Below are 12922 nucleotides of genomic sequence, written 5' to 3'. Positions count from 1 at the left end.
AGCCCCGGCTTCCCGTTCGCCCACCAAGCTCTGCGAGGCGCCATGAGCGATTTGCCGCCCCCGCCGCCGGAAGTCGAGGTGGTCATCGTCCGAGCGCCCCGGTTGGCGCCGCTAGGCGGCGAGGCGGCGTTCAGCGCTGTGCAGATCGGCCCCGAGGCGCTGCGGACCGAATCCCGACTGGACGAGGCGCTGAAGACGGCGCCCGGGGTGTCGCTGTTCCGCCGAACGGCCAGCGGCGCCGCCAATCCGACCACCCAGGGCCTGTCGCTCCGCGCCATCGCGCCGTCGGGGGCGGGGCGTGCCCTGGTGACCCTGGACGGTGCGCCGCAGAACGATCCGTTCGGCGGCTGGGTGATCTGGAGCGGGTTGCCCGCCGAGGGGCTCGATGGCGCCACGGTAGTGCGCGGGGCCGGCGCGGGTCCGTACGGCGCCGGCGCGTTGACCGGGGTGGTGGCCTTGCAGGAGCGGGCGACGCCCGACGGGATCGCGGCCTTCGAGGTTTCGGGCGGCCAGCGCGACAGCTACCGGGCCGCCGTGGTCGCCGGAACGCCGGGTGTTCTGGCCACGGTGGCGGCGTCTCGAACCGATGGCTACCATGCCGTACGCGGGCTCCGGCAGGGTGCGGCCGACACGCGCTTGCGACTGGACGACGCCTCGGCGGCGTTGCGGGTTCAGGGCGACCTGGGCGGGATTCAGGCGGCGGCGCGGGTCGCCGCCTACCAGGTGAACCAGGAGGCCGGGCTCCGCGGAGCCCGCTCGAACGCCACCGGCCAGTCCGCGTCGGTCACGCTGGCCCAGCCGGCGATGATTGGTGTCGGCGGATGGCGGGTTCAGGGCTGGCTCCGGCGCAGCGACCTGGAAAACAGCTCGGTGGCCGTGGGCGTGGGGCGGGCGACCACGACGCCGGCCAACGACCAGTACGCCACCCCCGCGACGGGGTATGGCCTCAACGCGGCCGTGCAGGGTTTGAGCGGCGCGGTGGCCTGGGAGGCCGGCGCCGACGTGCGCCTGACCGACGGCAAGGTGCGCGAGCGCTTCCGCTTCATGAACGGCGAGTTCACCCGAGACAGGGAGGCTGGCGGCAAGACCCTGGTGGCCGGAGCGTATGTGGAAGGCGTACTGGACGACGGCCCGTGGCTTCTGACCGGTGGAGTGCGCCTGGATCGGTCGCGGGCCTACGACGCCGTCCGGCGCGAGATCGACACGACCAATGGCGCAGTGGTGCTGGACCAGGGCGGTCCGAACCGCGCCGACACCACGCCGACCGGTCGTCTGGGCGTGCGCTATGCCCTGGCCGAGGGTCTCTACCTGCGTGGAGCGGCGTATTCCGGCTTCCGGCCACCGACCCTGAACGAACTGCATCGTCCGTTCCGTGTGGGCAACGACATCACGGAGGCCAATCCCGCCCTGAAGCCGGAGACGCTCCAGGGTCTGGAGGCTGGGCTGATGGGCGAAGCGCCGTTCCGCTGGAGCGCAGGCGTGTTCTGGAACCGGCTGAAGGACCCCATCACCAACGTCACCGTCGGGATCGGGCCGGGGACCTTTCCCACCGCGGGCTTCATCCCCGTCGGCGGCGTGTTGCGCCAGCGCCAGAACGCCGGCGAGATCGAGGCCTGGGGCCTGGAGGCGGAAGCGGGCGGCGACGCCGGTCTGGCGACGGCCTGGCGGCTGGCCGCCGGCTATACCGACGCCGAGGTGGACGGCGGAACGGGCGCGCCCCAGCTCACGGGCCTGCGCCCGGCCCAGACGCCGAAGTGGACGGTGACCGGGGGCGTGACGATCCGGCCCGCGCCGCGCCTGGTCCTGAACGCCGACGCCCGCTACGAGAGCGCCCGCTGGGAGGACGACCTGAACACGCGACGGCTGTCGCCCGGTGTCCAGGTCGACCTGCGCGCCGGCTGGCGGCTGACGGCCCACGGGGAAGTGTTCGTCGCCGCCGAGAACCTGTTCGACGCGAAGCTGGAGGTCGGCGAGACGGCGGACGGGACCGAGAGCTTCGCGGCCCCCCGTACGATCCGCGTGGGCTTCGCCTGGCGACGCTGACCCGTTCCGCGCTTCCGTGCTTCTCCCCCGGTCGAGTTCGAAGGGACGCGCCCGCGTCCGCGGTGCGAGCGGCTATTGGGGCTTGGCCGCCGCGCCGCCCAGCATGGCGGCGATCTCGGGACGGATGTCCTTGGCGCCCTTCTCGGCGATGTGCTGGGCGATGCGGGCGCCCATGGCGGCCATCGTCTGGCCGGTGAACTCGGCCTTCTTGCCGCCGACCCAGGCGATGGAGGCTTCGCGGTTCTCGTTGAGCTGCTGGAACTTCGGCGCCACGTAGCGGGCGATCAGCTCGTAGCTCAGCTTCTTCTGCGCCCAGGGCGCCCAGTTGTGGTCCATGAACAGGAAGGCGCCGAAGCCGCCGCTCTCGTCCGCGAGCTGCTGGATGCGCCGCACCGCATCGTCGGGCGTGCCGATCACCGCCGTTCCGCTCTCGACCAGGGCCTTCACCGGATCGGGCCCGTCGGGCACGACCGGCAGGTTGGCGATCTCGCGGAAGTAGTAGATCCACTTCTCCAGGCCGAACCGGCAATCCTCCATCGCCTGCTCGCGCGTCGGGGCGATGTGCATGGGGCCGACCAGGCGCCAGCTCTGGCGATCCATGGCCTTGCCGTTGTCGGCGGCCAACTCGGTGGCGATGTTCCAGTTGGACGCCAGGGCGTTGAAGGCCGCCGTGCCCGTCGCGCCAAGCGACAGCAGGCTCAGGCCGTGCCGGCCCGCCGCGCGCGCGCCGGTGGGCGACACCTGATTGGCCACGGCGATTTCGACCGAGGGGCGGGAGTAGGGCGTCATCTGGAGCCGCGCCTGCCACAGCTCGAACCAGTCCGACTTGTGGGTGACCTCCTCGCCGCGCAGCAGGCGCACCAGCACCTCGAGGGCCTCGTCCATGCGGTCGCGCTGAGCCTCGGGCGGTATCCCCATCATCCGCGCGTCCGAGATCAGGGCGCCGGGTCCGACGCCGAACATGACCCGGCCGCGGGTCATGTGGTCGAGCTGGTTGATGCGGTCGGCCAGCATCAGCGGGTGGTGATAGGGCAGGGACGAGACGCCCGTTCCCAGGCGGATGTGCTTGGTCCGCTCGGCCGCGAAGGCGATGAACAGCTCGGGCGAGGCGATCAACTCGTAGCCGGCTGAGTGATGCTCGCCGATCCAGGCCTCCTCGAATCCGAGGGCGTCCAGATGCTGGACCAGCTCCAGGTCGCGTTCGAGCGCGAGCGTGGGGTTCTCCTCCACCGGGTGGAAGGGTGCGATGAAGGCGCCGAAGCGCAGGCGCGGGTTGAGCATCGGATCCTCCGGCCGCGCGGTTTGTCCGCACGTTGTCGGCGCTCACGATAGCGCCGCCGCGCATGCGCTGCGAGGCCGACCCCGCGTCAGCCGCGCCCTCTTTCCAGCTGACGCAGGACGGCAAGCTCGAAGCGGCGGCCATCGAGGTTGGAGAGGTCCAGCCGCCCCGCTTCGTACGCCTGAAGGATGGCGGGGTGGATGTAGGCGCTGCGGGCGACGGCGGCGGTGTTGCCGAGGAGTCGCGCCACGGCCTTGACGCAGGTCTGGACGTTGCGCCGTCCTTCGGCGTCGCTGGTCCCGCGGCCGCAGATCACGAGAGCCCGTGCGGCTGCGACCGTACCGGCCCAGGTGCGGAAGTCCTTGGCCGAGAAGTCCTCGCCCATCGCCTCGCGGATGTAGGCGTTGACGTCGGCGCTCTCCACCGCATGCCGGCCGCCGGTCTCGTCGACGTACTGGAACAGCCGCTGGCCGGGCAGATCCTGGCAGGCTTTCAGAACCCGGGCGAGCCGGCGGTCGCGGAAACCCGTGACGTGAACCTTGCCGCTCTTTCCGCGGAACTCGAAGACCGCCCGCTCGGCGCCGATCTTCGCGTGCCGGTCGCGGAGAGTGGTGAGCCCGAAACTGCGATTCTGGCGGGCATAGGCCTCGTTTCCCACACGGATCAGCGTGCGCTCCATAGTCCGCACGATGGCGGCCAGCACCTTCTCGCGCGGCAGGCCACGCCGCGAAAGGTCGGCTTCGACCCGTCGGCGCAGGCGAGGCAGGGCCCGGCCGAAGGCGACGAGGCGGTCGTACTTGTCGCCGTCGCGCGCCTCACGCCAGCGAGGGTGATAGCGATACTGCTTCCGGCCGCGGGCGTCGCGGCCCACAGCCTGGATGTGGCCTCGTGGACGGGGACATATCCACACGTCCGTCCAGGCCGGGGGGATGGCCAGCTTCCGTATGCGTTCCAGGGTCACGGCGTCGCGCACCCGCGCGCCGTCGGCGTCGACATAGTCGAAGCCGTCAGGGGCCGCGAGACGGCCTAGGCCGGGTTCGCTGTCGTTGCACCAGATCAGACCGGGCGGCGGCTTCCCGTCGGCGGCCCCTGACATCTCGACCGGCAAGTCTCTGGCCATCGGCCCCTCCACGCGCGGCTCGGCAACGTGGTATGCGGCGCACCGGTTCCGCCCGGGGAGATCCGCTTGAACTACCGCCACGCCTTCCATGCGGGCAATTTCGCCGACCTGGTGAAGCACGCGGCCCTGCTCGAGGTGCTGGCCGGCCTGACCGCGGGCGGTGGTCCGCTCACGGTGATCGACACCCATGCGGGAAGAGGGCTCTACGACCTGTCGGGCGAGGAGGCGAGGAAGTCCGGTGAAGCCGAGGCGGGGATCTCGCGACTGATGGCGGTCGAGGATGCGCCGGCCGTGTTCGCACCGCTGGTCCGGGCGGTGTCGATGTTGAACGGGGGCGGAGCGGTCGGGCGCTATCCGGGCTCGCCCTGGCTGATCGCCGGGGCTCTGCGTTCCGGCGACAGCTACCTGGCCTGCGAACTCCGGCCCGACGAGCATGCGGCGCTCGCCCGGACGCTGAAGGGGCGGCCCGGCGCGCGGACGCTGAACGCCGACGGCTATGAAGCGGCGGTGCGGGAATGTCCCGCGTCGGGCCGCGTCCTGGCCCTGATCGACCCGCCTTTCGAGCGCCCCGACGACTACGGACGCATCGTCGAGACCCTCGCGCGGCTTCGGCGGCGCAATCCGGCCGTCCAGGCCCTGGTCTGGCTGCCGATCAAGGACCTGGAGACTCTGGACTCGTTCCTCCGCGACATCGAGGATGAAGTCCCGGCTCCGATGCTGGTCGCCGAGGCGCGGGTCCGGCCGCTGGACGACCCGATGAAGATGAACGGCTGCGCCCTGGTGATGATGGGCGGCCCGGACCTTTCGTCTGCATTCGCCGCCATCTGCGGCTGGGTCGCACACACTCTGGGCGCCGGCGGGGCGGCGCGGACCTATCGGCTGTCGCCACAATAATTTTGCAAACGCGAAGGGTCTGGGGCGTGGTATGTTGCGATGCACAATCCGCCGCAGAGGATATCCGAAATGGCGACCTTCGACCTTCCAGACCTCCCCGAACCTCGCGTGTCTCCGGCCCTGCTCGTCGGCGCGGTCTCGCCGCTGTGGAGCTACTTCGGAGCGGTGGCCGCCGGCGGTGTGGCCTACTGGTGGATGACCCGCCTGGCTCGTCCCGTGAATCTGGAGGCGCTGTTCGCGGCCGCCGACACGCTGGCCGCGCCGGTCGAGGCCGCCCTGGAGCCGGCCGTCGAGCTGGTCGAAGCCGCCGCCGAGGCCGTGGAGACGATGTGCGAGGCTGCGACCGGTGCGCTCGTCCCGGCCACGGCCGTGGGCGGGGAGGCCGCGCCGATGAGTCCCCTGGCGGTGGCCCAGCCGCCGCCGGAGGCCGAGTTGGACGCGCCTGCCGCCCCGCCGTCGGAACCCGTCGCGCTGGCGGTTGTCCCCGAGGCGGCGACCGAGGTTCTGCCTGCGGAGTCCGCGCCGCCCAAGTCTGTCCTGCCCAAGTCCGTCCTGCCCGAGCCTGTCTTGCCCGAGCCTGTCTTGCCCGAGTCCGCACTGATCGTCAGTCCCGAGCCGGCGCCGGTCGTCGAAGCGGCGGACACGGCATCGGAGCCTACCCTCAAACCCGTCAGGACCCGGGCGAAGAAGGCCGCCGCACCGGACGAGCCCGGAGCCGGCGAAGCCTGACGTGGCGCGCCCGCGCGCCCGGCGCTAACAACAGGTGGTGCTGAAGCGGGCGTTCGACATCGTCGTCTCGACAGTGGGGCTGGCCGTGGCCTGGCCACTGCTGATGGCGCTCGCCCTGGCGGTGCGGCTCGACAGCGCCGGCCCCGCGATCCACTGGTCGCGCCGCGTGGGACAGGGGAACCGCCTCTTCGCCATGCCGAAGTTCCGCACCATGCGCATCGACACCCCCGACGTGGCCACGCATTTGCTGGAAGATCCCGGCCGTTGGGTGACGCCGCTTGGCCGCTTCCTGCGCCGGTCGAGCCTGGACGAGCTGCCTCAGCTCTGGAGCGTGCTCAGGGGTGACATGAGCCTGGTGGGACCGAGGCCGGCGCTGTTCAATCAGGACGACCTCGTGGCCCTGCGCACCGAGGCCGGTGTCCACGTCCTGCGGCCGGGCGTGACCGGCTGGGCGCAGATTAACGGACGCGACGAGCTGCCGATCCCCGACAAGGTGCGACTGGACCTGGAATACCTGGAGCGCGCGAGCATCCTGTTCGATCTGGCCATCATCGCGCGCACGGCTCGCGCCGCGCTCAGCGGGCGCGGGGTGAGCCACTAGGCTCCGCCGCAACGGACGCCCGGCCGGCGCGTTTTCCTGCGCCGGAGACGTGATCATGAGCCAGGAGCCCGTCAGACCGCTATCGCTTCGCCGGCGCCCACCCGCCATGCGCGATCTGGCGGCCCGCGCCCGCCGACGCTTCGCCCAGCGGCCGGCCCGCCACCCGCCCACGGCCACCGAACGGCCCCGCCGCCGCCTGATGTGGGCCGGGGGCGTTCTGGCGCTTCTGGCCATCGCGATCGCCGTGCTGATCGCAGTCTGGGACTGGAACTGGTTCCGCGGCCCATTGGAGCGAACCGCCTCGGCGCGGCTGGATCGCAGGGTGACGATCTCGGGCGATCTGCGCGTCGACCTGTTCTCATGGCGGCCCACGGCGACCGTCGACGGCATCACCATCGCGAACCCCGAATGGGCGGGGACGGCCCCGATGGGCACGATCGACCGCCTGCGCGTGCGCGTTCGCCTGGTTCCGCTGCTGTGGGGAAAGACCGACCTGCGCGTGCTGGCGGTGGACCGGCCGAACTTCCGCCTGCTGGCCGACGGACAGGGGCGCCGGAACTGGGACTTCTCCCCCGGCCGCCAGGATCCTCCAGCCGACTTCCCGCCGATCCAGAATTTCGTGATCCGCGAAGGGCGGCTCGAATACTCGGACGCCCAGCGAAACATCCGCTTTCTGGGCGTGATCGAAGCGCGCGAGCGCCTGGGCGTCGGGAACGCCGGCTTCCAGCTCACCGGGGATGGAACGATCAACGGCCAGCCGTTCCGCGCCGAGATCACCGGCGGGCCGCTGGTGAACATCGAGCGCGACGAGCCCTACCCCTTCGACGTCGACCTTCGCGCCGGCCGTACGCAGGTGACCGCCAACGGGGCGATCCCCCGGCCATTCGACCTGGGTCGATTCCAGATGAACGCCACGGTCCGGGGCCCGGACCTGGCCGATCTTTTCCCGATCACCGGCGTGGCGCTGCCCAATACGCCGCCCTACGCGCTGCGGGGCCGGCTCTCGCGCGACGGGTTCCTCTGGAAGGTGGACGGCCTGGCCGGCCGGGTGGGCGACAGCGACCTTTCCGGTACCCTCGCGGTGGAGACGGGGCGGGAGCGGCCGCTGCTGAAGGCGGCCCTGATGTCCCGCAGCCTCGATTTCGATGATCTGGGGGCGGTGTTCGGCGCCGCACCGAAGGCCGGCCCCGGCGAGACCGCTTCGGCCGAGCCGGCGGCGCGCCAGGTCGCCCAGCCGCGGCTCTTCCCCGACACGCCGCTCGACGTCCGCAGGATTCGGGCCATGGACGCCGACGTGACCTACCGCGCGACCTCCATCCGCGACACCCCGATCCAGCTCAGCGCCGCCTCGGTGCGGGTGCGGCTGGACGACGGCCTGCTGCGGGCCGATCCGCTGAGGCTGGACCTCCCGCACGGCCGCCTGGAGGGCCATGTCAGCCTGGACGCTCGTGGCGGAACCCCGTCGACCACCCTGGATCTGCGGCTGAGCAACGCGCGCATCGAGGGCCTGGTCCCCGTGACCTTCCAGGGTTCGACCCCGTTCGAAGGCGCGCTGGTGGGCCGGGCCCGCCTGGCCGGTCGAGGGGACAGTGTCCGCAAGACCTTCGCGACGGCGGACGGAGAGGTGGTCGTTGTCGCGCCGGGCGGCGAGATCCGCCGGTCCGTGGCCGAACTGATGGGTGTCAACGTCGTCAAGGGGCTCGGCCTCCTGCTCTCGAAGGACACCACGACCACACCGATTCGCTGCGGAGTCGCCCACTTCCAGGCTCGGAACGGTGTGATGCGAGCCGACAATATCGTGCTCGACACGGGGCCCGTCCTGGTGACGGGGCGCGGTGAGATCGATCTGCGCTCGGAGCGCATGGACCTCCGCGTGCGGGGTCAGGACAAGTCGTTCAGGCTGGTGCGCGTGCTGGTCCCCGTGACCGCGAAGGGGTCTCTGACCGCGCCCAGAATCGGTGTCGAATCCGGTCCGGCTCTGGCGCAGGGCGGTGTCGCGGCGGCGCTTGGAACCCTATTGTCACCGTTGGCGGCCATCCTGCCGTTCGTCGATCCCGGCCTGGCCAAGGACGCCAACTGCGGCGCCCTGATCGCCGAAGCGGCGCGCGATGGCGCGCCTGTGAAGGCCGCCGCGGTCGCCGCCCGTTGACGGGTGAAGCTTCCGCCGCTCAATGTCCCCACCATCCACGGTCTTGGAAGGTTCAAGCATGACGTCGACGTTCAACAGGCTGACGGCCGCGGCGGTCGCCATCGGCGTGGGGGCGGCCGTGGCCGCCGGCGGTGCGTTCGCCCACGACGACAAGATGCCGGCGAACGCCAGCGCGGCGACAAAGACCGCCTACGTCCGGCACGAGAACTTCGAGCGCCTCGGCGCGGCCTTCAAGAGCCTCAACGACGAACTGCGCAAAGGTTCGCCGGACAAGGCGGTGGTGGCCAGAAGCGCCGCGACCATGAACCAGCTCGTCACCGCCCTGCCCACATGGTTCCCTCGCGGCAGCGGCGTCGAGGCCCGGCCGATGAGCGAGGCCAAGGCCAACATCTGGACCGACGCGGCAGGGTTCACCGCCGCAGCCACGGCCAGCCGCACGGAGATCGGCAAGCTGAACGCCGCCGCCGCATCGGGCGACATCAATGCAGTGAAGGCGGCGGTGCGGCCGGTGGGCGGCTCGTGCAAGGCCTGTCACGACAAATATCGGCAGCAGAAGAGCTAGGCGTGGCCGATGCTCCCCTGTCGACGCCGGTTCGGATCTGGGACGGGCCGACGCGTGTCGTCCACTGGCTACTCGTGGCGCTGCTGCTGTTCTCTTGGTGGTCGGCCGACGACTACCTGACCTGGCATCGCTGGAGCGGGTACGCGATCATCGGCCTGCTGGTGTTCCGCCTGTATTGGGGTTTCGCCGGAGGCGAGGCTTCGCGTTTCGCCCATTTCGTAAAGGGACCAGGCGCCGTCCTGGCGTATGCCCGAACCCTGGGCCGGCGCGAGCCGTCGACCACCGTGGGCCACAACCCGCTGGGCGCGCTCAGCGTGCTGGCGATCCTGGCGTCGGTGCTGGCGCAGGTCGGCACGGGCCTGTTCGTGGTGGACATCGACGGCTTCGAGGGCGGCCCGCTCTCGTTCATGGTCAGCTTCGAGACCGGCCGGCGGATGGCCGACATCCACGAACTGAGTTTCCGGGTGCTCCAGGCGCTGGTCGCCCTGCACCTCGCGGCCATCGCATTCTATGCCGTCTGGAAGCGGACGAACCTGGTGGGCGGCATGGTCACGGGGCGACGCACGCTTCCCGGCGACCCGGGACTGGCCCGGGCGCCCCTGTTCCGGGCCCCGCTGTGGCGGCTGGTGGTTGGGATCGCGCTGGCGGCCACCGCCACCTGGGCCGTCTCGAAGGGCTTCTGGCTCTAGCTGCGGTCGGCCGCGTCGCGCAGCGAGGTGAGCCAGGCTTCCTCGCGAAGCTTTTCGGCCTCGCGCAGCTTCGTCTCGGCGTCGCGGACGCCGGCGTCATGCTTGCGCCATTCCGCCACCGCGCCTTCCCGCGCCGCGCGCGCCGACTCCAGCGTCGGATAGCGGGCCAGGATCGCACGGGTGGAGTAGGTCACGGGGGGGCCGACCGTCTCGCGGTCGGGATAGAAGCCGGTGATGGAATCGGCCGTCTCGCTGTCGATGTGGAACACGTCCGCCCAGCCCGCGTGGTGACGCATCAGGGCCCAGGGCCGTTCGATCCGGTCGCTCACCAAGTGTCTCCGTCGATGGTGTCCGATTCCGCAAGCGCGCGGTTGATCCCTTGCCTTTAGCGCGCCCGGGCGCCGCGTCCAACGCCGTGATGATGGAATCTGGCTTCCCTTGCGTGGCGTCAGCATGGGAAAGCGCCCGGATTGTTCTGTTCTTTCGACGTACGGGTTCCTTCCTTTTGAGCATTCTCCAGATCGGCCGCCGGTTCTGCGGCCCGCCCAATTCCGGCAACGGCGGCTATGTATGCGGTCTTCTCTCGCGTGAGGTGGAGGGACCGACGACGGCCGTCCTGCGCGCGCCCATCCCGCTGGACACCGACCTGAATCTTGCGCGCGCGGACGGCGGCGCCGCGCTGATGAACGCCGATGGCGGCCTGATCGCCCAGGGCGGTCCGGCGCGACAGGATCTGCCCGAGCCGCCGCTGACGCCGACGCTGGACCAGGGGCGCGCCGCGGGTGAGCGACATCTGGGCCATACCCAGCGTATCCATCCCATCTGCTTCACGTGTGGCCCGGAACGCGAGACGGGCGACGGGCTGCGCGTGTTCCCAGGCCAGGTCGAGGGCGCGGCGACGGGCGTCGTCGCCTGCACATGGACGCCGCATCCGGATTTCGCCGACGCCGATGGCACGATCGGCCCCGAAATCGTCTGGGCGGCGCTGGATTGCCCCGGCTATTTCGCCTGGGTCGAGGGCGAAGGGCGTCACGGCGCACTGCTCGGAACCATGACCGGCGAGGTCGAGGCCCCTGTGCTCGCAGGACGGGAATATGTGGTCCTGGCCTGGCCGCTCGCCCGCGAGGGCCGCAAGGAGACATCGGGCGTCGCGCTGTTCGACGGCGATGGCCGTCGTGTCGCCCGCGGACATCAGGTCTGGATCACCCTGGCGCCGGGCGGCTTCGGCCTCCGACCCCGGGCTGCGGCGGCCACGGCGGGCGGCTGAGGCTTGCACCCGGCCGCCGCGGGCTCCAAAACCTCTCGCTGACAGGGGAGGGGACGATGCGGGCGGCTTCGGTCTCGGACTATCGTGAGCTGGCGCGGCGCCGGCTGCCGAACATCTTCTTCGAATATATCGACGGCGGCTCCTATGCCGAGGTCACCCTTGGCCGGAACGTCGACGATCTGGAGGCCATCGCGCTTCGCCAGCGGGTGATGCGCGACATGACCCGCCTGGACATGACCGTCGAGACCCTGGGCCAGAGCCTGAAGATGCCGGTGGGCCTGGCTCCCGTCGGTATGGCCGGCATGTACGCCCGTCGCGGCGAAGCCCAGGCGACCCGCGCTGCGACCCGGGCCGGCGTGCCGTTCTGTCTCTCGACCGTCGGTGTCTGCTCGGTCGAGGAGGTGGCCGCCGCCGGCGCGCCCCCCTGGTTCCAACTCTACATGCTGAAGGACCGCGGCTACATGCGCGAGTTGCTGGCGCGCGCGAAGGCCGTGGGGTGCCCCGTGCTGGTGTTCACGGTCGACCTGCCCCTGCCAGGCTCCCGTTATCGCGATATCCGCTCGGGCTTCAGCGGCGCCGGCGCGCTGGAGGCGGCGCTGACCCAGGCGTGGGACGGGGTGACACATCCGGACTGGACATGGGACGTGTTCGTAAAGGGCCGGCCTCACACCCTGGGCTCGGTCCAGGCGGCCGTCACCGAGGGACGGCGGGTCAATGACTTCCTGTCCTGGATCGCGCGCAACTTCGACCGCTCGGTCACCTGGAAGGATATCGACTGGGTCCGCGAGAGCTGGGACGGCCCCATCGTCATCAAGGGCGTGCTGGACGCCGACGATGCGCGGGCGGCCGCGAAGGCCGGCGCCCAGGGGCTGGTGGTCTCGAACCACGGAGGGCGCCAACTCGACGGGGTGAAGTCGTCGGTGGCCGCCCTGCCGCGCATCGCCGACGCCGTGGGCGGCGACCTGGAGGTCTATATGGACGGCGGGGTCCGCTCGGGTCTCGACGTGCTCAAGGCGTTGGCCCTCGGCGCCAAGGCCTGCTTCGTCGGCCGCCCCTGGGCCTGGGCGCTGGGCGCCGGTGGCGAGGCGGCGGTGGCGAAGATGCTCGACACCCTGCGCGCCGAACTGGCGGTGGCGATGATCCTCACCGGATGCACGGATGTGCGCGCGGCGGGCCGGGAACTGCTCGATCTCGGTTAGGTGGTCGCGGCGGGCGCGCGGCGTACGGGCGTTCAGCCGAGGCGTCTACGGAATGCTCGAAGTCGCCCTGCGTATCTGCTCCAGATTTTGCGCATGCTCGCCCATCACGCGAATGCGATTGTGCAGTGCGAAACCAATCGGCTTTCCTTCGGGTTAAATCCGCCGAGTAACGGAGGACGGGTATGCCGCAAGGTCGCGCGCTCGCGTATTCGCTCAGTCACGACGCCGAGGTCTGGCGTTGGTGCGTCTACGACGAGGATGGCGAAACGGTCGCCGATGGAGCCCATCCCACGCAGGACGCCGCCCAGGCGGCGGTGGACCTGACCCTTCGCCGCGCGGGAGGCGATCGACGCGTTACGGCCTGAGCCGCGTTGTCCCGAGCGCCTTCAG

General features: G+C 70.9%; 13 protein-coding genes. 10 read left to right on the top strand and 3 right to left on the bottom strand.

Annotated elements, in window-relative coordinates:
• Positions 1 to 42 precede the first annotated feature (42 nt).
• Positions 43 to 2043 carry a TonB-dependent receptor gene (locus ABS78_RS16120; protein ID WP_293381484.1) on the top strand — a complete coding sequence of 667 codons (2001 nt, stop codon included), beginning with the start codon at positions 43 to 45 and terminating at the stop codon, positions 2041 to 2043.
• Between the two features lie 72 nt (positions 2044 to 2115).
• On the opposite strand, the gene ABS78_RS16115 is transcribed toward ABS78_RS16120, so the two are convergent.
• Positions 2116 to 3324 (bottom strand): LLM class flavin-dependent oxidoreductase, encoded by a 1209-nt coding sequence (locus ABS78_RS16115; RefSeq protein ID WP_293381481.1) that lies wholly within the window; start codon positions 3322 to 3324, stop codon positions 2116 to 2118.
• 86 nt (positions 3325 to 3410) lie between these two features.
• Complete coding sequence (locus ABS78_RS16110) at positions 3411 to 4442, bottom strand: DNA topoisomerase IB (protein ID WP_293381478.1); 1032 nt, start codon at positions 4440 to 4442, stop codon at positions 3411 to 3413.
• Positions 4443 to 4508: 66 nt separating this feature from the next.
• Here ABS78_RS16110 and rlmJ point away from each other — a divergent pair, with 66 nt between their 5' ends.
• From rlmJ to ABS78_RS16080, 6 genes are all read left to right on the top strand, one after another.
• The gene (gene rlmJ, locus ABS78_RS16105) at positions 4509 to 5336 is read left to right on the top strand and encodes a 23S rRNA (adenine(2030)-N(6))-methyltransferase RlmJ (protein WP_293381475.1); all 828 of its coding nucleotides are present in this window, start codon (positions 4509 to 4511) and stop codon (positions 5334 to 5336) included.
• Between the two features lie 69 nt (positions 5337 to 5405).
• Positions 5406 to 6065 carry a hypothetical protein gene (locus ABS78_RS16100; RefSeq protein ID WP_293381472.1) on the top strand — a complete coding sequence of 220 codons (660 nt, stop codon included), beginning with the start codon at positions 5406 to 5408 and terminating at the stop codon, positions 6063 to 6065.
• Positions 6066 to 6105: 40 nt separating this feature from the next.
• The gene (locus tag ABS78_RS16095) at positions 6106 to 6666 is read left to right on the top strand and encodes a sugar transferase (protein ID WP_293381566.1); all 561 of its coding nucleotides are present in this window, start codon (positions 6106 to 6108) and stop codon (positions 6664 to 6666) included.
• Between the two features lie 55 nt (positions 6667 to 6721).
• Entirely contained in the window at positions 6722 to 8815 is a 2094-nt protein-coding gene (locus ABS78_RS16090; protein ID WP_293381469.1) for an AsmA family protein, read from the top strand.
• A 58-nt stretch (positions 8816 to 8873) separates the two neighbouring features.
• On the top strand, positions 8874 to 9377 hold the full coding sequence (locus ABS78_RS16085; protein ID WP_293381466.1) for a cytochrome c: 504 nt from the start codon (positions 8874 to 8876) through the stop codon (positions 9375 to 9377).
• A gap of 2 nt (positions 9378 to 9379) precedes the next feature.
• Positions 9380 to 10066 carry a cytochrome b/b6 domain-containing protein gene (locus tag ABS78_RS16080; RefSeq protein ID WP_293381463.1) on the top strand — a complete coding sequence of 229 codons (687 nt, stop codon included), beginning with the start codon at positions 9380 to 9382 and terminating at the stop codon, positions 10064 to 10066.
• Here the strand turns inward: ABS78_RS16080 and ABS78_RS16075 are convergent.
• Positions 10063 to 10395, bottom strand: a complete 333-nt coding sequence (locus ABS78_RS16075) for a hypothetical protein (protein ID WP_293381460.1) — start codon at positions 10393 to 10395, stop codon at positions 10063 to 10065. The two genes, ABS78_RS16080 and ABS78_RS16075, sit on opposite strands and share 4 nt — an antisense overlap.
• 176 nt (positions 10396 to 10571) lie before the next feature.
• Here ABS78_RS16075 and ABS78_RS16070 point away from each other — a divergent pair, with 176 nt between their 5' ends.
• From ABS78_RS16070 to ABS78_RS16060, 3 genes are all read left to right on the top strand, one after another.
• Positions 10572 to 11333 (top strand): hypothetical protein, encoded by a 762-nt coding sequence (locus ABS78_RS16070; RefSeq protein ID WP_293381457.1) that lies wholly within the window; start codon positions 10572 to 10574, stop codon positions 11331 to 11333.
• Between the two features lie 56 nt (positions 11334 to 11389).
• Positions 11390 to 12532 carry an L-lactate dehydrogenase gene (locus ABS78_RS16065; protein WP_293381454.1) on the top strand — a complete coding sequence of 381 codons (1143 nt, stop codon included), beginning with the start codon at positions 11390 to 11392 and terminating at the stop codon, positions 12530 to 12532.
• 182 nt (positions 12533 to 12714) lie between these two features.
• Complete coding sequence (locus ABS78_RS16060) at positions 12715 to 12897, top strand: hypothetical protein (RefSeq protein ID WP_293381451.1); 183 nt, start codon at positions 12715 to 12717, stop codon at positions 12895 to 12897.
• The last annotated feature ends 25 nt before the right edge of the window (positions 12898 to 12922 follow it).

Source organism: Phenylobacterium sp. SCN 70-31 (assembly GCF_001724605.1).
In the GTDB taxonomy this organism is placed as follows: domain Bacteria; phylum Pseudomonadota; class Alphaproteobacteria; order Caulobacterales; family Caulobacteraceae; genus Phenylobacterium.
Note: the sequence above shows the minus strand (reverse complement) of the source record. Positions and strands in the feature narration are given on the sequence as shown.

Coding starts and splice junctions, on each gene's coding strand:
- ABS78_RS16120 (WP_293381484.1), top strand. CDS start 43: ATGAGCGATTTGCCGCCCCCGCCGCCGGAAGTCGAGGTGGTCATCGTC.
- ABS78_RS16115 (WP_293381481.1), bottom strand. CDS start 3,324: ATGCTCAACCCGCGCCTGCGCTTCGGCGCCTTCATCGCACCCTTCCAC.
- ABS78_RS16110 (WP_293381478.1), bottom strand. CDS start 4,442: ATGGCCAGAGACTTGCCGGTCGAGATGTCAGGGGCCGCCGACGGGAAG.
- ABS78_RS16100 (WP_293381472.1), top strand. CDS start 5,406: ATGGCGACCTTCGACCTTCCAGACCTCCCCGAACCTCGCGTGTCTCCG.
- ABS78_RS16090 (WP_293381469.1), top strand. CDS start 6,722: ATGAGCCAGGAGCCCGTCAGACCGCTATCGCTTCGCCGGCGCCCACCC.
- ABS78_RS16085 (WP_293381466.1), top strand. CDS start 8,874: ATGACGTCGACGTTCAACAGGCTGACGGCCGCGGCGGTCGCCATCGGC.
- ABS78_RS16065 (WP_293381454.1), top strand. CDS start 11,390: ATGCGGGCGGCTTCGGTCTCGGACTATCGTGAGCTGGCGCGGCGCCGG.
- ABS78_RS16060 (WP_293381451.1), top strand. CDS start 12,715: ATGCCGCAAGGTCGCGCGCTCGCGTATTCGCTCAGTCACGACGCCGAG.